Raw genomic sequence first — 24,525 nt, forward strand, 5'->3', positions numbered from 1 at the left:
TTATTATCACTTCTTTATTCTATCATTAGTATGCCAAAATATTAATAAACAATAACAAAACCCAGCAATCGCTACTGGGTTTTAGATAATTGTTTTACTGCAATTACAACTTTTCTAAAAGGTTCTTCACCTTCACTTCTTGTCTGAACATATGGATGATTCTGTAATGTTGAATGAATAATTCTTCTCTCATAAGGATTCATAGGTTCAAGTACTATATCCTTTCCTCTGATTTTCACTTGATTGGCTAACTTATTTGCAAGTCTTACTAAAGTCTGTTCTCTTTTTTTACGATAATTTTCTGTATCTACTATTACTCTTAAATAATTTTCCCTATCCTTATTAACAACTAGACTTACCAGGTATTGTATAGCATCTAAAGTCTGTCCTCTTCTTCCAATCAATACACCCATATCTTTACCTAAAATTTCTATATATAAGCTGTCTTCCTTTAGTTTTGTCTTGCAGTGAGCTTCAAGCTTCATATCTTTAAATATACTATTCAAAAATTCTACTGCTGCCTCTTCTGGATGATCCTTCACAGTAACCCTTATTTTTGCCAATCTTGTACCAATCAAACCTAGAAAACCTTTGCTCGGCTCTTCTATTACTTCGATTTCTACCTTATCCCGTGTAACTTTTAATTCTTCAAGAGCACTTTTCACAGCTTCTTCTACAGTTTTCCCTGTTTTTTCTGTGAATTTCATATTAACTTAACTCCTCCTTAGATACTATACCTTTTGATATAAAGTACTGTTGAGCCATTTGGAATATATTACTTACCACCCAATATAGCGTAAGTCCTGCTGGAAAGCCTCTTCCCCACCAAATAATCAAAAATGGCATCACTAAGTTCATCGTCTTCATGGTTTGATTTTGAACAGCTCCAGTATTTGTGGTACTCATTGAAAAATATGTTGTAATCCCTGCTAATATAGGCAGTATGATTGGATCTGGATTGCTTAAATTTGGTATCCATAAAAAAGATTCACTGATTGCTTGAAGAAAGCTAGGCTCAGCAATATATTGTGCAGGCGTTCTCAGTACTGAAAAAAGTCCAAATATTATTGGAATTTGAATCAGTAATGGTAAACATCCACCCATAGGATTGATTTTATGTTCTTTGTACAGTTCCATTGTTTTTATGTTAAGCTTTTCTTTATCATTTTTATATTTTTCCTGAAGTTCCTTTAGCTTCGGCTGTATCTTCGCCATTTCTTTTGTACTTTTTAATTGCTTTATAGTAAGCGGTAATAGCACTAACTTTACAATAACCGTAAATAATATAATGGATATTCCATAGTTTCCTATTAGCTTATATAGATATAATAAAAGGTATCCCATTGGTTTAGCTAAAAAACGCATTAAAATTATTACCCCCTATTCGATTATTTTAAAGGGTCATATCCTCCTGAGTGAAAGGGATGACATTTTAAAATTCTTTTTATACTTATAATTGTTCCTTTAATTGCTCCATATTTTTCTAAAGCTTCTAATGCATATTGAGAACATGTTGGATAAAATCTACAAGTTTGAGGTTTTAATGGCGAAATATACCTTCTATATATCTTCACCATACCTATTAATATTTCCTTCAAATTTTTTTCACCTGTTTCAATAATTTTGATTTTTTTAAAATATGCATCATTGCCTTTTCTACATCTTTATACGCTGCGTCCTTCATATTTACTCTAGCGATAAAAATAAGATCATATCCTCTTTGAATATCTGAGCTATATAAACGAAAAGCTTCTTTCATTAATCTTCTTGCTCTATTTCTGATAACACTTTTACCAACTTTTTTACTAGCAATAAACCCTACTCGATTGTATTCTTGTTTCTTCTTTAAATAAAATAGTACCAAATATTTATTGGCTAATGAATTTCCTTTAGAATAGATCCTTTTAAAAGCAGTATCTTCTCTTAATCGCAACGTATCTTTCATTTTTTTTCCTTCTTTCAAAACACCAAAATTACTTTTTATTCCTATAAAGTATACCTTTATAGAAAAAGGCCACTTTATGCGGCCTTATGCAGTCAATCTTTTTCTGCCTTTTTGTCTACGTCTTTTTAAAACATTTCTTCCTGATTTTGTACTCATTCTTTTTCTAAATCCATGCTCTTTCTTTCTTTGTCTTTTCTTTGGCTGATAAGTTCTTTTCACTACGAACACCTCCTTCAAACTGTAACATATATATGAAAATAACCATATTTCTACCTAAAATGAGCATTTACTAAATAATTATAACTTCGTGTAGAAAATATGTCAAGAACCTTCTTGAAATGGCTTTTTGTGGATAATTTTATCACCAAATATTTTTTGTTGTGGATAATTTTCACCATATCATTGAAATCCTATTTTTTATTTGATATGATTAAATAAACTTGTTGATATGTGGAGAAATTATCAAAATTATTCACTTTTATACACAGGCTGTGGATAATTTTGTGTATAACTTATGAATCTTTTATATATTTCCTTTTTTCTACTGTTTTTTCTTTGTGAATATTTTTTTTTGAATTTCTATTAAAATTGTGTATAATTATTTTTTGTTTTTATTCTATTTATTTTATCCATATATTATCCACAAAATTATTCATTTCCTAGTTTATAAAATTTATTCAATAAAAAATTATCTTTTTCATAAATCATCCACAATTTTTGTGGATATTTTGTGGGTAATTGTTTTTTTTACACAAAAAATTTTTTTTTCTATACTAAAGCACTTATTTTTTATTTCGTAAGGAGGTCGTTTCATGAATATCCAACTGTCTGAAATATGGCAGCAAACATTAAATTTAATCAAAACAGAGCTTACGGAAGTCAGCTATAATACATGGCTTAAGCCTATAGAACCTTTAACTATAAATGGAAAAACTATTATTTTGGCTGTTGCAAATGACTTTTCAAAAGGAATATTAGAAGCAAGATATGCAACACTCATTATGAATGCAATAAAACACATCACTTCTGATGAATATAATTTAGTTTTTACAGTTCCAGGCAGTGAAGCATATTTAAAAGCTTCTAAAGTTCAACCAAACAACCACAATAATAAAAATTCCTTTGATATGCTAAATTTAAATCCTAAATATGTTTTTGATACTTTTGTAATTGGCAATAGCAATCGTTTTGCCCATGCAGCATCTCTTGCTGTTGCAGAAGCACCTGCAAAAGCATATAATCCTCTATTCATATATGGAGGAGTAGGACTTGGAAAAACCCATTTAATGCATGCAATCGGCCATTTTATACTGGGACAAAACCCAAATGCTAGAGTTGTTTATGTTTCTTCAGAAAAATTTACAAATGAATTAATCAACTCTATAAAAGATGATAAAAATGAAGAATTTCGTAATAAATACAGAAATGTTGATGTTTTACTAGTAGATGATATCCAATTTATCGCTGGTAAAGAAAGAACTCAAGAAGAGTTCTTTCATACCTTTAATGCACTTCATGAAGCAAATAAACAAATTATCATCTCTAGTGATAGACCTCCAAAAGAGATTCCAACCCTAGAAGATCGATTACGTTCTAGATTTGAATGGGGACTTATTACAGATATTCAACCTCCTGATCTTGAAACAAGAATTGCCATTCTTCGCAAAAAAGCTGAAATTGAAGGTATCGATGTTCCTAACGAGGTTATGCACTATATCGCTAAAAAAATTCAATCAAATATTCGAGAATTAGAAGGAGCTTTGATAAGAATTGTCGCTTATTCTTCTCTTACAAATAAAGAGGTTACAATAGAGCTTGCAAGTGAAGCACTAAAGGATATTATTGCATCAACTAAGCCAAAACAGATAACTGTATCTCTTATTAAAGAAGTAATAGCTGAAAATTTTAATATAAAATTAGATGATTTTAATTCAAAGAAAAGAACAAGATCTATTGCTTATCCAAGACAAATTGCTATGTATTTATCTAGAGAATTAACAGATCTATCACTTCCTAAAATTGGAGATGAATTCGGAGGAAGAGATCATACTACTGTTATACACGCACATGAGAAGATTTCAAAGGATATTGCAGCTAACCCAGATTTTAAAATGAAAATTGATGCAATTATTAAGGATATAAAGGGAAAATAATTCACAATAGCTTGTTATTATTATCTTAATAAAATGTTAATAATAATGATTTTATCAATGCATCTATGAATATGTGGATAAATACACTCTAGATATTCACATTTTATTATTTCTTATAATCATTGATTTTGCACACATACAACACTTATCCACAAATTCACAGCGCCTACTACTATTACTACTATAAATTTAATTATTTATATATGTTTTTACAAAAAAGGAGGTTATCCACAAATGAAGATCATTTGTAACCAACGAAAGTTATCCTCAAGCATAAATACAGTTCAAAAAGCAGTAACATCTAAAACAACTTTGCCTATATTGAAAGGTATTTTAATAGAAACCTGTGGGCAACAATTAAAACTAGTTGGTACAGATTTAGAAATAGGAATAGAAAATTATATAGATGCAGAAATTTTATCTCCAGGAGCAATTGTTTTATCTTCTAAAATATTAGGGGATATTATTAGAAAATTGCCTGATGCAGATGTTGAAATAGAAGTAGATGAAAATAACAATACAATTATTAGATGTGAAAATTCTGAGTTTACATTAATAGGACAAGATGCTGTTGAATATCCAGAACTACCAACAGTTGAAGAAGAGCATGCATATAAGCTTCCTCAAGATCTTTTAAAAAATATGATAAAGCAAACAGTATTTGCTACATCTTTAGATGAAACTCGTCCAATTCTTTCTGGTGTTTTAATGGAGCTACAAGAAGAATCTATTAATATGGTTGCTTTAGATGGGTATCGATTAGCTTTAAGAAGGGCAAATATAAAAAATACTGTCAAACAAAAATCTGTTATTCCATCAAAAACATTAAATGAGATAAATAGAATCTTAACAGAAGAGGAAAACACAGATGTTGAAATCTTTTTTACTGATAAACATGTTCTATTTAATATGAAACAAACAAGAGTTATATCAAGATTATTAGAAGGAGAATTCATAAATTATAATCAAATTATTCCAAAAGAATATAAATCAAGAGCAAAGGTAAAAACAAAAAAATTGTTAGATAGTATAGAACGTGCATCTTTATTAGCTAAAGAAGGAAAAAACAATTTAGTCAAATTTTCAGTAAAAGATGAATTTATGCATATTACATCTAATGCAGAAATAGGAAAAGTCTTTGAATCTGTTTCGATAGAATTAGAAGGAGAAGATATTGATATTGGTTTTAACTCAAAATATTTTTTAGATGCTTTAAAGATTATTGACAGCGAAGAAGTTTATTTAGAATTTACAACAAGTGTTAGTCCATGTATTGTAAAACCAGCAGATCATAGCAATTATACTTATCTGATTTTACCAGTTAGATTAGTAGGATAAAAAGGGAAGGAGTTCTCAAATATGAGGAGAACTCCTTTTATAGATGTTAGGCAATAAAAAAATTAAAAAAGGATATGAAAAGTATATAAATGAGTAGAATATAGATAAATATTAAATTTTAATAAAAAGGAGCGAATTGTGTATGGTGCAATTAAAAATAGAAGGTGAATATATACAGCTAGATAAGGCTCTTAAGCTTGCAGATTTAGTACAAACAGGTGGTCATGCAAAAATAGTTATACAAGAAGGCTTGGTGAAGGTAAATGAAGCTGTAGAATTTAGACGGGGAAGAAAATTAAGAGATGGAGATGTGGTAGAATTAGAGGGAGAAAGATTTGTAATAAAAAGTTAAAGAAATATTTTTAATGAATTAAGCTAAAAGCGCAAGGGGTGCGGCAGGTGTATTTAAAAAGTTTAAAATTAATAAACTTTAGAAATTATAATCAACTCGCATTAGAATTTCATCCTAAAATCAATGTGTTTGTAGGAGAGAATGCTCAAGGAAAAACAAATATACTAGAAGCTATATATTTAACTAGTACAGCTAAATCTTTTAGAACAAGTAAAGATCGAGAGTTAATTAAATTTGATAAGGATAGAGCATATATCAAAGTAGAAGGAAAAAAAAGATATACAGATACAACTGTAGAATTAAAGTTGGAGGAAGGTAAAAAAAAGCAAATTAAGTTAAATGGTATGACTTTAAGTAAAAATTCAGAGCTTCTCAATAATGTTTATGTAGTAGTATTCTCACCTGAAGATTTAAAGCTTATTAAAGAAGGGCCAAGTGAGCGAAGAAAGTTTATAGACAATGAAATAGCTCAGATGAAACCAAGTTATTTTCACCATCTGAATAGGTACAATAAGGTTTTGATGCAGAGAAACAATCTCATAAAAAAAATATATCACAATAAAAAACTTATGGATACGCTTGATATATGGAATGAAAAGCTTATAGAATTAGGAACCAAATTGATGATGGAAAGAGAAAGATTTGTTACAAGAATAAATTTACTAAGCAGATTGATTCATAGAAAAATTACAGAAAACAAAGAAAATCTTGAAGTAAGGTATATGAGTAGTATTGAGCTAAAAAATGATTTTAAGGATACTCTGGAAAGCTTTAGGAAAACTTTACAAGAAGCTTTAGATGTAGATTTACAAAGAGGAACTACAACTTTTGGACCCCATAGAGATGACTTAGGTGTTTTTGTAAATGGGATTGATATACGAAGCTTTGGTTCGCAAGGACAGCAGAGAACTTGTGCTTTATCCTTAAAGCTTGCAGAAATAGAACTAATAAAAGGGGAAACGGCTGAGTATCCTATTTTGCTTTTAGATGATGTTATGTCTGAATTAGACATAAAAAGACAAACCTTTTTAATAAAGGCTTTAAAAGATGTTCAAATATTTATTACAACAACGGAAATGAATCATTTAAATGAGCTTAATGTAAATAAAGAATATATTTTTCATGTTAAGAATGCGGTCGTTTATAATGAATCCATGTAAATTTTCTTTTATATCCTTCAATAAAAGGTTATAATATAGAGTGGAGTAATTTTAAGGAGAGATTTTTATGTTCCTTCATTTAGCTAAGGATGTAGTAGTGCCTGTTAAAAATGTCATATGTATTATAGATGCTGATTCTATTAAAAATTCAAAGGATAGCAAAGCGTTTTTTAAAATTTCAGAGGAGGAAGGCTTTGTAAAAAAGATATCTGATGAAAAAATAAAGTCTTATATAATCACTGAGGAAGTTGAAAAAAAGGATAAAGGTTCACGAAAAATTATTAAGACGGTGATTTATTATTCACCTATATCGTCTACAACTCTTCAAAAGAGAGCAAATTTTTTAGAGGATATTCATAGTTCGGATGAAGTTTATGTAAAATAAGGAAAGCAGTTAAAGATATAGGTAGATCCGTAGATTTTTATATAAAGATAGCTTTACCAGAGTAGGGGGTAGAAAAATGGCAGAAAAAATTAATAACGAATATGGTGCGGAGCAGATACAAGTATTAGAAGGATTAGAACCAGTTAGAAAAAGACCGGGAATGTATATAGGATCTACAGGACCAAAAGGACTTCATCATCTCGTGTATGAGATTGTAGATAATAGTATTGATGAAGCACTAGCAGGATACTGTAAAAACATAGATGTTATTATTGGAAAAGATAATTCAATAACTGTAAAAGATGATGGTAGAGGAATGCCTGTAGATATACATCCGAAGATGGGAAAACCTGCTGTAGAAGTTATTCATACAGTACTGCATGCAGGAGGAAAGTTTGGTGGTGGAGGATACAAGGTATCAGGAGGGCTTCATGGTGTTGGAGCTTCTGTTGTAAATGCATTATCAGAATGGATGGAAGTTGAAGTAAAAAGAGATGGAAAAATATATCATCAACGGTATGAAAGAGGAAAAACTATTACAGAGCTTACTGTAGTAGGAGAGTCTCATGAAACAGGTTCTAAGACAAGCTTTTTACCTGATAAAGAGATATTTGAGGAAACTGTATTTAAGTTTGAAACATTAGAGCATAGATTAAGAGAAATGGCTTTTTTAAATAAAGGTATTCGAATTACATTGACTGATCAAAGAGAAGAAAATCCTCGTGAATTGGTATTTCACTATGAAGGTGGAATTAAAGAATTTGTTAAGCATTTAAATAAAAATAAAGATGTGATTCATAAAAACATTATTTATTTTGAAGGAAAAAAAGAAAATTCTGAAGTAGAAGTCGCTATGCAATATACAGATAAATATACAGAAAATATTTTTTCTTTTGCAAATAATATTAATACGCATGAGGGTGGAACACATCTTGTAGGCTTCAAATCAGCATTGACTCGTGTAATAAATGATTATGCTAGAAAAAACAATATACTAAAAGAAAAAGATGTTAATCTTACAGGAGAAGATATTAGAGAGGGATTAACCTGTATTATTTCTGTAAAGCTTACTGAACCTCAGTTTGAAGGACAGACAAAAACAAAGCTTGGAAATAGTGAAATGAGAGGAATTGTTGAGACGATTACTAGTGAATCTCTTCAAATATTCTTAGGAGAAAATCCAGCAGAAGCAAAAGCAATAATAGAAAAAGCTTTAAAGGCAGCACGAGCAAGAGAGGCTGCTAGAAAAGCAAGAGAGCTTACAAGAAGAAAAGGAGCATTAGATAGCTTATCACTTCCAGGAAAGCTTGCAGATTGCTCTGAAAAGAATCCAGCTCTTTCTGAAATATTTATTGTTGAGGGTGATTCAGCTGGTGGATCTGCAAAGCAAGGAAGAGATAGAGCAACTCAAGCCATATTACCTCTTAGAGGTAAAATATTAAACGTTGAAAAGGCAAGGTTAGATAAAATATTAAATTCTAGTGAAATAAGAGCTATGATTACAGCTTTTGGATGTGGTATTGGAGATGAATTTGATATTAGTAAGCTAAGATACCACAAAATAGTAATAATGACAGATGCAGATGTAGACGGTGCACATATTAGTACATTATTACTAACATTCTTTTATAGATATATGAAACCACTTATTGACAATGGTCATGTATATATTGCACGCCCACCACTTTATAAGGTGAAGAAAGGTAGACAAGAGCATTATATTTATTCTGATAAGGAATTAGATCAATTGTTAAATGAGATCGGTAGAAATGGTATAACAATACAAAGATACAAAGGTTTAGGAGAAATGAATCCTGAGCAACTATGGGATACGACAATGGATGCTGAAAAAAGAACACTACTTCAAGTTACAGTAGATGATGCAGCTGCAGCAGATGAAGTATTTACTATGCTTATGGGAGATAAAGTAAAACCCCGTAGAGAATTTATAGAAGCAAATGCAAAATATGTAACTAACTTAGATGTGTAGTAAGGGGGGAAAGCAATGATAGAAGATAAAAGTAAAATTATTCAAGTTGATATAGAAGAAAAGATGAAAAAATCTTATATAGATTATGCAATGAGTGTAATTGTTGGCCGTGCTTTACCTGATGTAAGAGATGGTTTAAAGCCTGTTCATAGAAGAATTCTTTATGCTATGAATGAATTAGGCTTAACGCCAGAAAAACCCCATAGAAAGTCAGCACGTATCGTTGGGGATGTTTTGGGTAAGTACCATCCTCATGGAGATAGCTCTGTTTATGATGCTATGGTAAGAATGGCACAAGATTTTTCTACTAGATATTTATTAGTCAATGGTCATGGAAACTTCGGTTCTATCGATGGAGATGGTGCTGCTGCCATGCGTTATACAGAAGCAAAGCTTACAAAGTTGTCTGTAGAGATGCTACGAGATATAGGAAAGGAAACAGTAGATTTTTCACCAAACTTTGATGAAACCTTAAAGGAGCCAACTGTACTACCAAGTAGATTTCCAAATTTATTGGTAAATGGTTCAAATGGTATTGCAGTAGGTATGGCTACATCTATTCCACCACATAATTTAGGTGAAGTTATTGATGCAACAGTAAAATTGATAGATGATAGAGATGCAACTGTAGAAGACCTTATTAAAATTGTAAAGGGGCCAGATTTTCCTACAGGTGCTATTATCATGGGAAAAGAATCGATAAAAGAGGCTTATAGGACAGGACAAGGAAGAGTTGTTGTTAGAGCAAAGGCTGAGATAGAACAAACAGCAAAAGGAAAAAATCAAATTATTGTAACAGAAATTCCATATCAGGTAAATAAAGCAAGATTAATAGAAAAAATAGCTGATTTAGTAAGAGATAAGAAGATCGAAGGAATTTCTGATTTAAGAGATGAGAGTGATAGAAAGGGTATGCGTATCGTTATAGAGCTAAAGAGAGATGCCAACCCAAATGTAGTATTAAATAAGCTTTATAAGCATACACAGCTTCAAGATACATTTAGTATTATTATGATTGCTCTTGTAAATGGACAGCCTAAAATACTAAATTTATATGAGCTTATTTATTATTATTTAGAGCATCAAAAGGATGTAGTTACAAGAAGAACACAATATGATCTAGCTAAGACAGAAGATCGTGCACATATATTAGAAGGATTAAAAATTGCACTTGATCATATAGATGCTGTGATAAAATTAATTAGAGGTTCTAAAAATGTAGCAGAAGCTAAAGAGGGATTGTTGAATACATTCAATCTGTCAGAAAGACAGGCTCAAGCAATTCTTGATATGAGACTTCAAAAGCTTACAGGCTTAGAAAGAGAAAAGATTGAAGAAGAATATGAAGAATTAATCAAGCTTATTAATCATTATAAAGAAGTATTAGCTAATGAAAGACTTCTTTTGAATATCGTAAAGGAAGAAATATTAGAAATAAAAGAGTCATATAATGATGCTAGAAGAACAGTTATTACAGCTGCAGCAGATGAGATTGATATAGAAGATCTAATAGATGAAGAAGAGGTTGCAATTACTCTAACACATCTAGGATATATAAAGAGACTTCCTGCAGATACTTACAAAAGCCAAAGAAGAGGCGGAAAAGGAATTGCTGGACTTACTACGAGAGAAGAAGATTTTGTAGAACATTTGTTTATTACTTCAACTCACAACTATATCTTATTCTTTACTAATAGGGGAAGAGTTTACCGATTAAAGGCTTATGAAATTCCAGAAGCTAAAAGACAGGCAAAAGGAACAGCTATTGTAAATCTGCTTCAATTGCTACCAAAGGAGAAAGTAACAGCTGTGATTCCTGTTAAGGAATTTGAACAAAGCAAATTTTTAGTAGCAGCTACTCAAAAAGGTATTATAAAAAAGACAGATTTATCACAATTTGATACTTCTAGAAAATCAGGTTTAATTGCTATTAATTTAAGAGAAGATGATGAATTAATCAGTGTAAAGCTTACAGATGGAGATAAAGAAGTCATTATTGTAACAAAAGAAGGTAAATCTATCAGATTTAAAGAAGCTGATGTTAGAGATATGGGTAGAGCTGCAATGGGTGTAAAAGCAATTAATTTAGATGATAATGATTATGTTGTTGCTATGGAATTGGTAGAGGAAGATAGTGATTTACTAGTTGTTAGTGAATATGGATTTGGAAAGAGAACTTCCCTTGAAAATTATAATACTCAATCTAGAGGAGGAAAAGGGTTAATTACCTACAATTCAAAAGAAAAAACAGGTAAACTAGTAGGAGCTAAGGTTGTAAAGGACCATGATGAAATAATGCTCATTAATATAAATGGTGTCATTATTAGACTCGAAGTAAAAGAAATACCTAGAATGGGTAGAAATACACAAGGGGTAACATTAATGAGAGTAGACCATGATAGCAATATTGTTTCGATTGCTAAGGTTGTTCAAGATGTTGAGGAAGAATAAAAAATAATTGATACGCAAAGGTAAATTTACTTTTGCGTATTTTTTAAGTGTTGTTTAAAGAAAAAAATATGGGGTAATATTAAACTAGGAAAATAAACAGAAAGGGGTATTTTTGTGTCTATTCAAATTGATAAAAAATATCATCAAGAAGAAAATTTATGGGTTTTAGCTATTAATGGAGAGCTTGATATTTATACAGCAAATGAGTTAAAGGAAACTCTCATGAAAATGCTAGATGAACATAAAGAAAATATAAAAATAGATTGTACAGATTTAGGATATATAGACAGTACAGGTTTAGGTGTTTTAATAGGAGCTTTGAAAAGACTAAAAAAATATGATAAAAATATTGTGATAGCTAATCCTAAACCTAATGTTTTAAAATTGTTTAGGATAACTGGCTTAAATAAAATATTTATTATAGAAGGTGAATAAAATAATGATTACAATGAATAATTTAGAAAAGGTGGAGAAAAAAATGAGTGATCATTTTTCAATATCAGTTCCAAGCAAGCCAGAATATGTGAACGTTATACGTTTAACGGCATCAGCTATTGCGAGTAGGATGGGCTTTAATATAGAGCAAATTGAGGATATAAAGGTTGCTATAGCAGAAGCTTGCACTAATGCAATTGAACATGGTTTATGTTATAATAATAGTAATTTTCAGATAAATTTTTTGGTAGATGATGAAAAATTAGCTATTGATGTAATTGATCAAGGACATGGATTTGAAAGCAGTGAAGTAAAAGAACCTGATTTAGAAAATCCGAAAGAAGGAGGATTAGGGATATTTATCATTAAAACTTTAATGGACGAAGTAGAAATCTTATCAGATTTAGGTAAAGGTACAACGATGAGAATGATAAAATATTTAGGGGATGATACTTGATGGATAATATAGAAAAGATTACAGTGAATTGCGATACCAATTCCCTAAGTAAATTAGATGGAAAAGAATTGTTTAAATTATACAAAGAAACTAATGATAAAGAAATCCGAGACGAGTTGGTAAATCGATACTTGTATATAGCGGAAATTTTATCAAAAAAATTTGTAAACAAAGGGATTGATTACGAAGATATTTATCAAATTGCATCTCTTGGTCTTATTCTTGCTATTGAGCGTTTTGATTTAAGCAAAGGATTTGAATTTTCAAGCTTTGCAACCCCTACTATTATAGGAGAAATAAAGAAGTATTTCAGAGATAAAGGTTGGAGCATAAGAGTACCCAGGAGGATACAAGAATTATCAAGGAAGATAAATAATGCAAAAATAGTATTGACGCAAAAGCTTCAAAGAACTCCTAAGGTAACAGATATTGCAGATTATTTAGGATGTACTGAAGAACAGGTTTTAGAGGCGATGGATGCAAGTCATCTCTATACACTTAAATCTTTAGATATAAGCTATGACACAAGTGGAGATGATAAGGATTTGCAGCTTAAAGATTTAATTGGAGAAGATGATAAATCCTTTGATCAATTAGAAAATAGTGACTTTTTAAGAAAAAATATAGAGAAATTAAATCAAGTAGAGACTAAAATATTAAAGCTTCGATTTTTCGATAATAAAACTCAATCACAGGTAGCTAAAGTATTAAATGTATCTCAAATGACTGTATCTAGGATGGAAAAGAAGATTATTGATAAATTTAGAAAAGAATTAAATAAAATGGAAATATCATAAGGGGGCAGAAAAAGTGTTTGAATGGAAGGATATATATAAAGTTGATATAGCTGAGATTGATAAGCAGCACAGAAAGCTTTTGGAAATTGGAGGAAAACTTGCTGATTTATTAAAGCTAAAGGATGATATTGATCATTATGATGAAATTGTAGAGATTTTAACAGAATTAAGAGAATATACAGAATATCATTTTGCTCATGAAGAAAAGCTGTTAGAAAAGTATGGATACGATAATCAAAGTCTTAGATTACATAAAAGGCAGCACAAGTCATTTGTAAATAAAATTATTCAGATAGAAAATCAAGATATTGATGAAAAACAAACAGGTATCAAGCTTACTATGTTGGAATTTATTGCTAGTTGGATAGAAAATCATATCTTAAAGACAGATCATGAGTATAAAGATTTTTTTCATGAAAATGGTGTATATTAAAAAATGATAGCCTATGTCTAAAATTTTAGATATAGGTTTATTTTATATTTAACAATAAAAATAAATTAAGCTGAGTATTCTCGGCTTTTTATGTTTATATAGATTAAAATTTGCAAATACTTTCTATAAAGAAGATATAGAAAGTAGGTTAAAAATTTGATGAAGGCAGTAGAAAGTTTAAAAATTCGAGAATTACCAGGGATGAATATAGTAGAAGAGGAATTATATAATTTATTCAAAGATAGCTATGAAAATACATATAATATTTGTAAAAGATTGCTTAGCTCAGGAGGAAAGAGAATCCGCCCTGCTCTTGTTCTTTGTACTGCAGGGTGTTTTGGAGGGGTTACCAAAGAAGCTATTAAGGTTTCTACAGCTTGTGAATGTATTCATATGGCATCTTTGGTTCATGATGATATTATTGATGCATCTATTATGAGGAGGAGTAATCCTACTATAAATGCACAAAAAGGGAATACTACTGCTGTATTAATAGGAGATTATTTGTTTGCTAAAGCTTTTGAAATCCTTTCAAGAAATAGACTTGTAAGAAGTATGGAAGTAATTGTAGATGCTATTAGCAAAATGTGTGATGGAGAAATTTTTCAAAGAGAAAATCTATTTAATTTAGATCAAACACGTGAAGATTATTACTGTCGTATATATCAAAAGACAGGGGTTTTAATTGCTGCATGTACTCAAGTAGGAGCTATTACAGCAGGAGCAGATGAAGAACAAATAAGAGCTTTTAAAGTTTATGGAGAAAATTTAGGCTATGCTTATCAAATTATAGATGATATTTTAGATTTTATAGGAGATGAAAAAATATTAGGCAAGCCAGTGGGAAGTGATTTAAGAGAAGGGAATATCACTCTGCCTATATTAAAATTAATAAAGAATGAGAAACATAAGGAATGGATGAAGAAAATATTGAAAAAAGGAAGGATTACAGAAAGTTATAATGAGATATTAAGACTTTTAAAGGATAGCGATGCTTTAGATGAAGCCTTTTGTGAAGCAGAATATTGTGCAGAAAAAGCTCAGGAATCATTAGAGAGCATAGAGGATTCTGTTTATAAGGATATGCTTTTAAATATTGCTGATCAGATATTGGTAAGAAAGTATTAATCCCTTGTTTGAAGCAAGGGGTTTTTAATGTATAATTAAATTAAGTTAAAGTTTATAATATTAAAGCTATATGATATTATAAAAAATATAGGAAATATATTACGAAAGCTAGTATGGTTTAACTAAAGGGGTGATTATCTGAAAAAATGTATAAGATATTTTTTTATGATATTGTTAATAAGCACATTAATAATAAATTTAGCAGGCTGTAAAGTAACTCTAAAGGCAGGAATTATAAATAATGAAGATAAGATAGAAACAAATGAAAATGAACAGGTAGAAATAGTAAAAGAAAAGCTAGATGCTTTATGCAGTAAATTAATAGATGCAGATGAAGAAAATATTAATAAAGCTTTAAAAGAGTTTCAAGAAAATACATTAAAAGATGTAGAAAATGTATATTTTGCAAAAGAGGATTCAAAAAAGCTTTATATATATCCTAATTTAGGATTACCAGAGGACTATGATCCTACAAAAAGACCTTGGTATGAAAAAGCAAAAGAAGATGAATACTATATAAATGAATATATAGATTCTGTAAAAAATAATAATATGCTTACTGTATCAAAAGCATTATATAAGGATAAAGTATTTGTTGGTGTAGTAGGCTTAGATTTAATAATAAAAAAATAGTATTTAAATAATATAAAGCAATGATGAAGAGTAGTACATATAAAAAAGGTTAAAGCGATTTAGGGATAGTGAGAGCCTAATACCAATATTTGTATGGAATGGACTTCGGAGTGTAAATCTGAAAAGTTAGTAGGATTTAACGGATATCCACCGTTATAGGATTAAGAGGACATTTGTCAATTAGAGTGGTACCGCGGGTAAGGCTCGTCTCTATTATTATAGAGGCGAGTTTTTTGAATACAAGCTTAAAAATTATATATAAAAAATAGGAGGAAAAAATAATATGGATGAGAAAAAAGTTATATTTAGTGGTGCACAGCCTTCAGGAAAATTAACTCTAGGTAATTATCTTGGAGCGTTAAAAAATTGGGTAGCCCTTCAAGATGAGTATAATTGTTATTATTGTATTGTGGATTTACATGCGATTACTGTACCACAAGAAGCAAAGGTTTTGAGAAAAAATACAATTGATGCATTGGCTCAATATATGGCATGTGGATTAGACCCAGAGAAGAGTACAATTTTTATTCAATCTCATGTAAGTGCTCATGCAGAATTAAATTGGGTATTAAATGCGATTACGTATATGGGTGAGTTAAATAGAATGACTCAATTCAAGGAAAAATCTAAAAAGAATGAAGCAAACTTAAATGGTGCATTGTTTACTTATCCAGTACTTATGGCTGCTGATATTTTATTATATCAAACAGATCTTGTTCCTGTTGGGGAAGATCAAAAGCAGCATTTGGAATTGGCTAGGAATTTAGCACAAAGATTTAACAATAGATATAGTGATACTTTTAAAGTACCAGATCCTTATATTCCTAAGGTAGGAGCTAGAATTATGAGTCTTCAAGAGCCTACAAAGAAAATGTCTAAGTCTGATGAAAATGTTAATGGCTTTATAGGGTTAGTTGAAGATGCTGATTCTATTGCAAGAAAAGTAAAAAGAGCTGTAACTGATTCATTAGGAGTAGTAAAATATTCAGATGAGCAGCCAGGGATTAAAAATTTACTTACTATATATTCTAAGCTTTCAGGAAAAAGTGTTGAAGAGATTGAAAGCATGTATGAAGGAAAAGGGTATGGAGAATTTAAACAGGATACAGCTGAAGTTATTGTTGAAGGATTAAGACCTATAAGAGAAAAATATGAGGATTTATTAAAAAATAAGGATTATTTAGAAAATATTTATGCTGAAGGAGCAGAAAAGGCAGAAAGAGTTGCTAGAAAAACATTAAGAAAGGTTTATAAGAAGGTTGGATTCGTTCCAAGAAAATTTATTTATTAACAATGCACTGTAAAAACAAGAAACCCTCCAGAATTATTTTCCTAGAGGGTTTCTTATTTTTATAGAGGTTTTTAAAGCTTTTCTTTTAATAGTTCAATCATTTTATTTAAATCTTCTCGATTTGGTATATAATTTATTTTAATATTATCTTCAACTTTAAAACCTGCCTCTGTTAATGCATCAGCTATTTGCTTTATGCTTTGGCCTCCCCAGCCATAAGAACCAAAGGCAATTGCTTTTCTATTCTTTGGTGCTAATCCTTTTAAATAAGTAAGAAAACCAGCTGTATTTGGCATCATATTGTTATTTAGAGTAGGAGAACCAACACAGATGTATTCAGAAGTAATTATGTCCGTCATAATATCTGAAATATGATTTGTTTGAAGATTTTTAAGTATAGTTTTATATCCTTTATCTTCAAAAGCCTGCTGAATTTTACTTGCTATTTTTTTAGTTGAATTCCACATAGTATCATATACGATTACAGCTTTCTTTTCTGTTTTATTAGATGCCCATTTAGTATATTCCTCTACTATTTTTGAAATATGCTCTCTCCAAATAAGTCCATGGCTTGTAGCAATCATTTTTATATCTAATCCTGATACCGATTTTAATACATTTTGAACTTGTGTTCCATAGGGAAGCACAATATTTGCATAATATTTTTTTGCTTCCTCCATTACTACTTCAAAAGAATACATATCATCAAATCTTTCAGTAGAAGCGATATGCTGTCCAAATGCATCATTTGAGAATAATATTTTTTCCTGTGGTATATAGCAGACCATATTATCTGGCCAGTGAACCATTGGAGTAAGAATAAATTCTAATGTTCTTTTTCCTAAGCTTAAATGTTCTCCACTTTTTATAATTTTAAAATTCCAATTTTTTTTATAATGTGCTTTTAAGCCATTTAATCCATTTGGACTTGTTATTACAGTTGCGTTTTTAGCAAGCTCTAGTATTTTAGGTAGTGATCCTGAATGATCCATCTCTACATGGTTGGATACTATATAATCTATTTTGCTAGGATCAATTATTTTAGATACTCTATCTAATAATTCATCTGCAAAAAGTCCTTTTACAGTATCTATAAGGGTTATTTTCTCATCAATTATTAAGTATGCATTATAGCTAGATCCTCTTTGTGTCAAGTAGCCGTGAAAATTTCTTAAATCCCAATCAATGGCTCCTACCCAATAAATGTCTTTTTTCAGTTCTACAGGTTGCAATTTTATACCTCCTCAAAATCTTCATTGCTTAGTTATATCGAAGCATTTATAAGATTTTCAAATTTACTTATACACTATTATTATACACATTTATTTAGTTCCTAAACTTTTTGATTTAGTGTTATAAATATAAATTGATAATTTCTTATAGATAAACAAAATCAATGTTGTTTGAACGAAGTGAGTTTTGAAGTTGTTTAATTATATCTTAATTATTTTATTATTTTTTTTCTTCTCAGTAATTTGCAGGAAGTATATAAAATGTTTGTAGTATAGGATGATTTTTTTAATATGCTTTTAGCAATGATTTTTTCTTCTTTGAAATTTGTTTTTGGGTCAGAAAGATACATTGATAGAAGTCCTTCTATGACAGTTATGTGAAAAAGTGGATTTTGTAAATACTTAGATCTATTCAAAGCTTGCTTCAAAAAATATATAAGTCGTTTTTCTTTTTCTTTATTATTTTTATAATAGGATATAAAGTTTAAATCTCCTGTAGCTAAATCTTCTCTTTCATCAATAAAATAATCTAATAATATATGAAGACCGCATATATAAGGGAAATATGCATTTATTATGTTTTCTATGTGTTTTTTATCTAAATTTTTTTCTTTGCTTATTGTGCAGAGTAGAAAAATTCCTAGTGTTGAACCTGCTGCAGCAGAAAATTCCCAAATAGATAAGTTATCATATAAATGAAGATAATGACTTGCCCAGTCATTCAATGATTTTTCTCTTTTATGCTTTTGGATATGCTTGTAGCTTTGCATTTCACTATATAATTTTCCTAAGAATAAAGCTGTGCTTTGAATTAAATGAAAGCTAGGGAGTGTTTTTATATAGTTTTTACATGTTTTTACTAAATTATATAGGTAGCCTCCATCTTCCTTGTAAGGATAGTACTTATAATAATCATGAAAAACATTATCTGGCTTTAAGCTATCTGTAATTGCATAATGAAGCTGTAAAAAAGATTTTTCATTTTTTACTCCAACATTATCACATAGATTATCAAGATAATCACTGATTGTTTGAAGGGCTACAATAAATTGAATGAGCTTTTTATCAACATGACCATAGTATAAGCTGTAAATACATCCTCCTTGAGAGTGAAAAGATTTCTTTTGTATACTTGATATAGCTTGATAGGATAATGTGGTATTAGGAATTATACTAGCTGATTTTTCCCAGTACATTAATTCTTTTTTTACTTGTGGAAATACTTTTTTTACAAAATTATAAATAGTTTTCGATTGATAAATGGGTTTGATCATATAGCTCATTCCTTTATATATTTTTTTGTTAATGATGTTTATATAATAAGTATAAAATATGCTATATCTATAGTATTTTAAACAAAAGAATGTAAATTTATGCTATTATAATGATAAGAAATCATTTTTAGGGGCGGATTTTATGTATACTTTAGAAGAAGTAAAAGCTTTTGTTTATGGGTGCAAAAAATGTAAACTCCATAAGGGTAGGACAAAGGTTGTTTTTGGACAGGGAAATAAAAATGCAGATATTATGTTTGTAGGAGAAGGGCCAGGATATTATGAGGACAAGGAGGGAGTAGCTTTTATAGGACCTGCAGGACAGCTCCTTACTAAAGCTATTGAAGCGATAGGCTTTACAAGAGATGAGGTATATATTGCAAATATTGTAAAATGCAGACCCCCTAACAATAGAAATCCTGAGAAGGATGAAATGCAAGCTTGTATTCCTTATCTAAGATGGCAAGTAAAATTGATAAAGCCTAGTATTATCGTATGTTTAGGAAAAATAGCTGCTATTAATATTATTGATACGAATTTAAAAATTACACAAGATAGAGGAAAGTGGCATTGTAAAAAAGACATATGGATTTTGCCAACATACCATCCTTCAGCAGTACTTCGAGATGCGCTTAAAAAAAGGCCTTTTTGGGAAGACTTTAAAAAAGTGAAGGAGAAATATGAAGAATTAAAAGAACAAGAAAATAAGTAGATTATAATGATATAGGAAGGATGTTTTTGTTGAAGGAAAAACAAATAGAAGAACTCAATAAAAAAATATTAGACGAACATAAAGATAAGGAAATTGTATTAGGAAATGGAAGTATTAATAGTGCAATAGTTCTTATAGGAGAAGCTCCTGGAGCAAAAGAGGTAGAGGAGAAATTACCATTTGTAGGTCAAGCAGGAAAACATCTTGAAGAATTTCTTAATATTTTAGAATTGGATAGAGGTGAACTTTATATTACTAATACAGTGAAGTTTAGACCGACAAGAAAAAGCAGTAAAACAGGGCGTGAAATAAATAGAGCTCCATCTAAAAAAGAGATAGAGGACTTTAAAGAATATCTTTTTGATGAGATTGATATTATAAAACCTAAAGTAATTGTTACTCTTGGAAATGTACCATTGAAAACTATGATGAGTAATGAAAATAACAAAATTGGAGAGCTTCATGGAAAAAATATTAAAGTAAACATAAAGAATAAGGAATATGATTTATTTCCTTTATATCATCCTGCAGCAGTTATCTATAGAAGGGAACTAAAAGAAGTATATATAGATGATTTAAAAAAGTTGAAAAAATTTAAAGAAAGTACATTAAAAGACTAGGGTACGAAGTATATTATCCTAGTCTTTTAATTTAATTTAATAATATGGTGTAAAAGCAGTAAAATGTGATTTTATGTATTATAATCCTAAAAAAGTAAACAATAAGCATTAGATACTGAAATAATCTGATATAAATATGAAAACAATAATTAAGTAGATTGATAAAAAGGAGGATCAAGAATGACAAAAAAGATGAAGACAATGGATGGGAATGAAGCTGCAGCTTATGTATCTTATGCTTTTACAGAAGTAGCAGCAATTTTTCCTATTACCCCTTCTTCTCCTATGGCAGAGAAAGTGGACGAATGGGCTGCTAAAGGAAAAAAGAATTTGTTTGGACAGCCTGTAAAGGTTTCAGAGCTTCAATCTGAAGCAGGTGCTGCAGGAGCTATGCATGGATCTTTGCAAGGAGGAGCGTTGACTACTACTTATACAGCATCTCAAGGATTGCTTTTGATGATTCCAAATATGTATAAAATGGCTGGTGAATTACTTCCAGGGGTATTTCATGTAAGTGCTAGAGCGTTGGCAACTCACGCATTATCTATATTTGGAGATCATCAGGATGTTATGGCAGCAAGACAAAGTGGTTTTGCATTACTTGCATCTAGTAGTGTACAGGAAGTTATTGATTTAGGAGGAATCGCTCATCTAGCTGCTATAAAGTCTAGAGTACCATTTTTACATTTCTTTGATGGATTTAGAACTTCTCACGAAATTCAAAAGGTAGAATTAATCGATTATGAAGATTTTAGAAAATTATTAGATTTTGAAGCAGTAAAAGATTTTCGTAATCGTTCATTAAATCCTGAAAGACCAGTTCTGAGGGGTACAGCACAAAATCCTGATATTTATTTTCAAGGAAGAGAAGCATCTAATGTGTTCTATGAAAAGGTACCAGATATTGTAGCAGATTATATGAAGAAAATCAGTAAAATTACAGGAAGAGAGTATCATCCATTTGACTATTATGGTGATGCTGCTGCTGAGTATGTAATTGTTGCAATGGGTTCAGTTTGTGAAACAATTGAAGAGACAGTGGATTATTTGATGGCTAAAGGAGAAAGAGTAGGTGTAATAAAAGTAAGGCTGTATAGACCTTTCTCAGAAAAATACTTCTTTAATGTATTGCCTAAGAGTGTGAAGAAAATTGCAGTACTTGATCGTACAAAAGAACCTGGAGCTGTAGGAGAGCCTTTATATACTGACGTACGGAGTCTTTTCTATGATAAAGAAAATCAACCAATCATTGTAGGAGGAAGATATGGTCTTGGTTCAAAGGATACTACTCCAGATCAGATTGTAGCTGTATACAACAACCTTAAAAAGGATACTCCAAAGAATGGTTTTACTATTGGCATCATAGATGATGTAAGTCATACTTCATTAGAAGAGGAAAAAGCAATTGAGACTACTCCAGAAGGAACAATAAGCTGTAAATTCTGGGGATTAGGTTCTGATGGAACTGTTGGAGCTAACAAAATGGCTATTAAAATTATAGGAGATAATACAGATCTTTATGCTCAAGCTTATTTTTCCTACGATAGTAAGAAATCAGGAGGAACAACTATATCTCATTTAAGATTTGGAAAAAAACCAATAAAATCTACTTATTTAATTAATTATGCTGATTTTATTGCTTGCCATAATAAATCCTATGTAAATCATTATGATTTATTAAAAGGAATCAAACAAAATGGAACGTTTGTACTCAACTGCCCGTGGACAGAAGAAGAGCTTGATGAAAAATTACCAGCATCTCTTAAAAGAGTGATTGCTGAGAAAAATATTAATTTTTATATTATTGATGCAGTAAAAATTGCACAAGCAATTGGTCTTGGTGGAAGAATAAATATGATAATGCAGTCAGCATTTTTTAAGTTAGCTAAGGTGATTCCTATAGAAGATGCTGTAAGATATCTAAAAGAATCAGTTGTAAAAACCTATGGAAAAAAAGGTGAAAAAATTGTTCAAATGAATCATAAAGCAATTGATCAAGGGGTAAAAGAATTAGTAAAAGTAAATGTTCCAAGCAATTGGACAAATCTTATGGATGAAAAAGCACCAATTGCAGATGAACCATATTTTGTTAAACATATTCAAAGACCAATGGCTAAAAATGAAGGAGATAATTTACCAGTAAGTGCATTCAATGGAATAGAAGATGGAACTTTCCCATTAGGAACAACAGCTTATGAAAAACGAGGTATTGCTGTAATGCTTCCTCAGTGGCAGGTAGACAAATGTATTCAATGTAATCAGTGTTCATATATATGTCCACATGCAACTATTAGACCATTTTTACTTAATGAGCAAGAAATGAAAAATAAACCAGAGAGTTTTAATACAAAGAAAGCTTTAGGAAAAGGTATGGAAAATTTACAATATAGAATTCAAGTAAGTCCATTAGATTGTACAGGCTGTGGAAACTGTGCAGATATTTGTCCAGCACCTCAAAAAGCTTTAGTAATGGTGAATGCTGAAGAGGAAATGGCTAGAGAAAAAGATAATTGGGAATATGCAGTGAAAAATATTTCTATAAAAGATGAATTAATGAACAAATATACTGTTAAGGGAAGTCAGTTTTTAAAGCCTTTACTTGAATTCTCGGGTGCTTGTGCAGGATGTGGAGAGACAGCATATTTAAAACTTATTACCCAGCTTTATGGAGATCGTATGATGATCGCTAATGCTACAGGCTGTTCTTCTATTTGGGGAGGAAGTGCACCTTCTGTTCCATTTACAACTAATTGTGAAGGGAAAGGGCCTGCTTGGGCAAATTCATTATTTGAAGATAATGCGGAGTATGGTTACGGTATGTATCTAGGTATAGAACAAATAAGAGAGAGATTGAGAGATTTAATGAATGAGGCTCAAAGTTCAGATTTAGATGAAGAATGTAAAGCTGCAATGAGAGATTATATAGAAGTAATGGAAGATGGAGAAGAATGCAAAAAAGCAGCACAAAAGCTACTTGCTGTTTTAATAGCACATAATCATAAAGATAATCAAGTTGTTCAAGAGATATTAGAGAAAAAAGATTTTCTTATTAAAAAATCTGTATGGATTGTTGGTGGAGATGGATGGGCTTATGATATCGGATATGGAGGACTTGACCATGTTCTTGCATCTGGAGATGATATAAATGTATTAGTATTTGATACAGAGGTGTACTCTAATACAGGAGGACAATCATCTAAAGCAACACCAACAGCAGCAGTAGCAAAATTTGCAGCATCTGGTAAGAAAATAAGAAAGAAAGATTTAGGATTGATGGCTATGAGCTATGGGTATGTATATGTTGCACAAGTAGCTATGGGTGCAAATATGAATCAGACCATCAAAGCAATTAAAGAGGCTGAAAAGTACAAAGGACCATCTCTTATTATTTGTTATGCACCATGTATAAATCATGGAATTAAAACAGGAATGGGAACAACTGTAGCACAAGAGAAAAAAGCAGTAGATGCAGGATATTGGCATCTATATAGATATAATCCTGACTTAAATAAACAAGGAAAGAATCCATTTGTTTTAGATTCTAAAGAACCAACAGCATCTTTTAGAGAATATATTGAAGGTGAGATTCGATATACTCAGCTTAAAAATACATTCCCAGATATTGCAGAAAACTTATTTAATGCAGCTCAGGAGCATGCAAAAGAAAGATATAGTATTTATAAGCGTTTAGCAGAAATGAAATATTAATAAAAAAGAGTCCAGGTTCTTTGACCTGGAT

The 24,525-nt window shown here is 30.4% G+C and carries 24 protein-coding genes and 1 other annotated feature; of the genes, 17 read left to right on the forward strand and 7 right to left on the reverse strand.

From position 1 onward, the window contains the following. Nucleotides 1-71: 71 nt before the first annotated feature. From jag to rpmH, 5 genes are all read right to left on the reverse strand, one after another. Nucleotides 72-707, reverse strand: a complete 636-nt coding sequence (gene jag / locus KVH43_RS04700; protein ID WP_218283711.1) for an RNA-binding cell elongation regulator Jag/EloR — start codon at nucleotides 705-707, stop codon at nucleotides 72-74. A gap of 1 nt (nucleotide 708) precedes the next feature. Continuing rightward, nucleotides 709-1,365 carry a YidC/Oxa1 family membrane protein insertase gene (locus KVH43_RS04705; RefSeq protein WP_218283712.1) on the reverse strand — a complete coding sequence of 219 codons (657 nt, stop codon included), beginning with the start codon at nucleotides 1,363-1,365 and terminating at the stop codon, nucleotides 709-711. A 23-nt stretch (nucleotides 1,366-1,388) separates the two neighbouring features. Next, complete coding sequence (gene yidD, locus KVH43_RS04710) at nucleotides 1,389-1,598, reverse strand: membrane protein insertion efficiency factor YidD (protein WP_218283713.1); 210 nt, start codon at nucleotides 1,596-1,598, stop codon at nucleotides 1,389-1,391. After that, nucleotides 1,595-1,945, reverse strand: coding sequence for a ribonuclease P protein component (rnpA, locus tag KVH43_RS04715; protein ID WP_218283714.1), 351 nt, complete (start codon nucleotides 1,943-1,945; stop codon nucleotides 1,595-1,597). Before rnpA ends, yidD begins: the two co-directional genes overlap by 4 nt. A gap of 84 nt (nucleotides 1,946-2,029) precedes the next feature. Next, nucleotides 2,030-2,164: a 50S ribosomal protein L34 gene (rpmH, locus tag KVH43_RS04720; RefSeq protein WP_218283715.1), complete on the reverse strand. Its 135-nt coding sequence runs from the start codon at nucleotides 2,162-2,164 to the stop codon at nucleotides 2,030-2,032. Nucleotides 2,165-2,757: 593 nt separating this feature from the next. Here rpmH and dnaA point away from each other — a divergent pair. From dnaA to trpS, 14 genes are all read left to right on the forward strand, one after another. After that, nucleotides 2,758-4,098 (forward strand): chromosomal replication initiator protein DnaA, encoded by a 1,341-nt coding sequence (gene dnaA, locus KVH43_RS04725; protein ID WP_218283716.1) that lies wholly within the window; start codon nucleotides 2,758-2,760, stop codon nucleotides 4,096-4,098. Nucleotides 4,099-4,332: 234 nt separating this feature from the next. Then, a complete protein-coding gene (dnaN, locus tag KVH43_RS04730) occupies nucleotides 4,333-5,436 on the forward strand; it encodes a DNA polymerase III subunit beta (RefSeq protein ID WP_218283717.1) in 1,104 nt (367 codons plus the stop codon). Between the two features lie 142 nt (nucleotides 5,437-5,578). Then, nucleotides 5,579-5,788, forward strand: a complete 210-nt coding sequence (locus KVH43_RS04735) for an RNA-binding S4 domain-containing protein (RefSeq protein ID WP_218283718.1) — start codon at nucleotides 5,579-5,581, stop codon at nucleotides 5,786-5,788. Nucleotides 5,789-5,835: 47 nt separating this feature from the next. Continuing rightward, nucleotides 5,836-6,948, forward strand: coding sequence for a DNA replication/repair protein RecF (gene recF, locus KVH43_RS04740; RefSeq protein ID WP_218283719.1), 1,113 nt, complete (start codon nucleotides 5,836-5,838; stop codon nucleotides 6,946-6,948). Nucleotides 6,949-7,015: 67 nt separating this feature from the next. After that, nucleotides 7,016-7,333, forward strand: coding sequence for an extracellular matrix regulator RemB (remB, locus tag KVH43_RS04745; protein ID WP_218283720.1), 318 nt, complete (start codon nucleotides 7,016-7,018; stop codon nucleotides 7,331-7,333). A gap of 76 nt (nucleotides 7,334-7,409) precedes the next feature. Beyond that, nucleotides 7,410-9,323 carry a DNA topoisomerase (ATP-hydrolyzing) subunit B gene (gene gyrB / locus KVH43_RS04750; protein WP_218283721.1) on the forward strand — a complete coding sequence of 638 codons (1,914 nt, stop codon included), beginning with the start codon at nucleotides 7,410-7,412 and terminating at the stop codon, nucleotides 9,321-9,323. Between the two features lie 18 nt (nucleotides 9,324-9,341). Then, nucleotides 9,342-11,774 carry a DNA gyrase subunit A gene (gene gyrA, locus KVH43_RS04755; RefSeq protein WP_338028374.1) on the forward strand — a complete coding sequence of 811 codons (2,433 nt, stop codon included), beginning with the start codon at nucleotides 9,342-9,344 and terminating at the stop codon, nucleotides 11,772-11,774. A gap of 114 nt (nucleotides 11,775-11,888) precedes the next feature. After that, nucleotides 11,889-12,209 carry an STAS domain-containing protein gene (locus KVH43_RS04760; protein ID WP_218283723.1) on the forward strand — a complete coding sequence of 107 codons (321 nt, stop codon included), beginning with the start codon at nucleotides 11,889-11,891 and terminating at the stop codon, nucleotides 12,207-12,209. Nucleotides 12,210-12,213: 4 nt separating this feature from the next. Next, the gene (locus KVH43_RS04765; protein ID WP_255547812.1) at nucleotides 12,214-12,666 is read left to right on the forward strand and encodes an ATP-binding protein; all 453 of its coding nucleotides are present in this window, start codon (nucleotides 12,214-12,216) and stop codon (nucleotides 12,664-12,666) included. After that, nucleotides 12,666-13,463, forward strand: a complete 798-nt coding sequence (locus KVH43_RS04770; RefSeq protein WP_218283724.1) for a SigB/SigF/SigG family RNA polymerase sigma factor — start codon at nucleotides 12,666-12,668, stop codon at nucleotides 13,461-13,463. The genes KVH43_RS04765 and KVH43_RS04770 overlap by 1 nt, the downstream gene beginning before the upstream one ends. Before the next feature lie 13 nt (nucleotides 13,464-13,476). Continuing rightward, nucleotides 13,477-13,896, forward strand: a complete 420-nt coding sequence (locus KVH43_RS04775; protein WP_218283725.1) for a bacteriohemerythrin — start codon at nucleotides 13,477-13,479, stop codon at nucleotides 13,894-13,896. A gap of 159 nt (nucleotides 13,897-14,055) precedes the next feature. After that, nucleotides 14,056-15,024, forward strand: coding sequence for a polyprenyl synthetase family protein (locus KVH43_RS04780; RefSeq protein WP_218283726.1), 969 nt, complete (start codon nucleotides 14,056-14,058; stop codon nucleotides 15,022-15,024). A 165-nt stretch (nucleotides 15,025-15,189) separates the two neighbouring features. Beyond that, the gene (locus KVH43_RS04785) at nucleotides 15,190-15,657 is read left to right on the forward strand and encodes a cache domain-containing protein (protein ID WP_218283727.1); all 468 of its coding nucleotides are present in this window, start codon (nucleotides 15,190-15,192) and stop codon (nucleotides 15,655-15,657) included. An 11-nt stretch (nucleotides 15,658-15,668) separates the two neighbouring features. Next, nucleotides 15,669-15,872, forward strand: a binding site (T-box leader). 68 nt (nucleotides 15,873-15,940) lie between these two features. After that, a complete protein-coding gene (gene trpS, locus KVH43_RS04790) occupies nucleotides 15,941-16,948 on the forward strand; it encodes a tryptophan--tRNA ligase (protein WP_218283728.1) in 1,008 nt (335 codons plus the stop codon). A 71-nt stretch (nucleotides 16,949-17,019) separates the two neighbouring features. Here the strand turns inward: trpS and KVH43_RS04795 are convergent, their stop codons facing one another. Both KVH43_RS04795 and KVH43_RS04800 read right to left on the reverse strand, forming a co-directional pair. Continuing rightward, nucleotides 17,020-18,180: an FprA family A-type flavoprotein gene (locus KVH43_RS04795; protein ID WP_218283729.1), complete on the reverse strand. Its 1,161-nt coding sequence runs from the start codon at nucleotides 18,178-18,180 to the stop codon at nucleotides 17,020-17,022. A gap of 212 nt (nucleotides 18,181-18,392) precedes the next feature. Beyond that, nucleotides 18,393-19,454, reverse strand: a complete 1,062-nt coding sequence (locus tag KVH43_RS04800) for a tetraprenyl-beta-curcumene synthase family protein (protein ID WP_218283730.1) — start codon at nucleotides 19,452-19,454, stop codon at nucleotides 18,393-18,395. A 142-nt stretch (nucleotides 19,455-19,596) separates the two neighbouring features. On the opposite strand from KVH43_RS04800, the gene KVH43_RS04805 reads away from it, so the two are divergent. The 3 genes from KVH43_RS04805 (at nucleotide 19,597) to nifJ (ending at nucleotide 24,494) form a co-directional block, all read left to right on the forward strand. After that, nucleotides 19,597-20,166, forward strand: a complete 570-nt coding sequence (locus KVH43_RS04805) for a uracil-DNA glycosylase (RefSeq protein WP_218283731.1) — start codon at nucleotides 19,597-19,599, stop codon at nucleotides 20,164-20,166. Between the two features lie 29 nt (nucleotides 20,167-20,195). After that, nucleotides 20,196-20,786 carry a uracil-DNA glycosylase gene (locus KVH43_RS04810; RefSeq protein WP_255547813.1) on the forward strand — a complete coding sequence of 197 codons (591 nt, stop codon included), beginning with the start codon at nucleotides 20,196-20,198 and terminating at the stop codon, nucleotides 20,784-20,786. 180 nt (nucleotides 20,787-20,966) lie between these two features. After that, nucleotides 20,967-24,494 (forward strand): pyruvate:ferredoxin (flavodoxin) oxidoreductase, encoded by a 3,528-nt coding sequence (nifJ, locus tag KVH43_RS04815; RefSeq protein ID WP_218283733.1) that lies wholly within the window; start codon nucleotides 20,967-20,969, stop codon nucleotides 24,492-24,494. Nucleotides 24,495-24,525: the final 31 nt, after the last annotated feature.

The sequence above is a fragment of the Crassaminicella indica genome (assembly GCF_019203185.1).
In the GTDB taxonomy this organism is placed as follows: Bacteria; Bacillota; Clostridia; order Peptostreptococcales; family Thermotaleaceae; genus Crassaminicella; species Crassaminicella indica.

Excerpts from the sequence above, each read along its gene's own strand:
- KVH43_RS04780 (WP_218283726.1), top strand. The coding sequence starts at position 14,056 with ATGAAGGCAGTAGAAAGTTTAAAAATTCGAGAATTACCAGGGATGAAT.
- nifJ (WP_218283733.1), top strand. The coding sequence starts at position 20,967 with ATGACAAAAAAGATGAAGACAATGGATGGGAATGAAGCTGCAGCTTAT.
- KVH43_RS04705 (WP_218283712.1), bottom strand. The coding sequence starts at position 1,365 with ATGCGTTTTTTAGCTAAACCAATGGGATACCTTTTATTATATCTATAT.
- remB (WP_218283720.1), top strand. The coding sequence starts at position 7,016 with ATGTTCCTTCATTTAGCTAAGGATGTAGTAGTGCCTGTTAAAAATGTC.
- rnpA (WP_218283714.1), bottom strand. The coding sequence starts at position 1,945 with ATGAAAGATACGTTGCGATTAAGAGAAGATACTGCTTTTAAAAGGATC.
- dnaA (WP_218283716.1), top strand. The coding sequence starts at position 2,758 with ATGAATATCCAACTGTCTGAAATATGGCAGCAAACATTAAATTTAATC.
- KVH43_RS04785 (WP_218283727.1), top strand. The coding sequence starts at position 15,190 with ATGATATTGTTAATAAGCACATTAATAATAAATTTAGCAGGCTGTAAA.
- KVH43_RS04765 (WP_255547812.1), top strand. The coding sequence starts at position 12,214 with ATGATTACAATGAATAATTTAGAAAAGGTGGAGAAAAAAATGAGTGAT.
- KVH43_RS04800 (WP_218283730.1), bottom strand. The coding sequence starts at position 19,454 with ATGATCAAACCCATTTATCAATCGAAAACTATTTATAATTTTGTAAAA.
- dnaN (WP_218283717.1), top strand. The coding sequence starts at position 4,333 with ATGAAGATCATTTGTAACCAACGAAAGTTATCCTCAAGCATAAATACA.
- trpS (WP_218283728.1), top strand. The coding sequence starts at position 15,941 with ATGGATGAGAAAAAAGTTATATTTAGTGGTGCACAGCCTTCAGGAAAA.
- KVH43_RS04770 (WP_218283724.1), top strand. The coding sequence starts at position 12,666 with ATGGATAATATAGAAAAGATTACAGTGAATTGCGATACCAATTCCCTA.
- jag (WP_218283711.1), bottom strand. The coding sequence starts at position 707 with ATGAAATTCACAGAAAAAACAGGGAAAACTGTAGAAGAAGCTGTGAAA.
- KVH43_RS04805 (WP_218283731.1), top strand. The coding sequence starts at position 19,597 with ATGTATACTTTAGAAGAAGTAAAAGCTTTTGTTTATGGGTGCAAAAAA.
- gyrB (WP_218283721.1), top strand. The coding sequence starts at position 7,410 with ATGGCAGAAAAAATTAATAACGAATATGGTGCGGAGCAGATACAAGTA.
- KVH43_RS04735 (WP_218283718.1), top strand. The coding sequence starts at position 5,579 with ATGGTGCAATTAAAAATAGAAGGTGAATATATACAGCTAGATAAGGCT.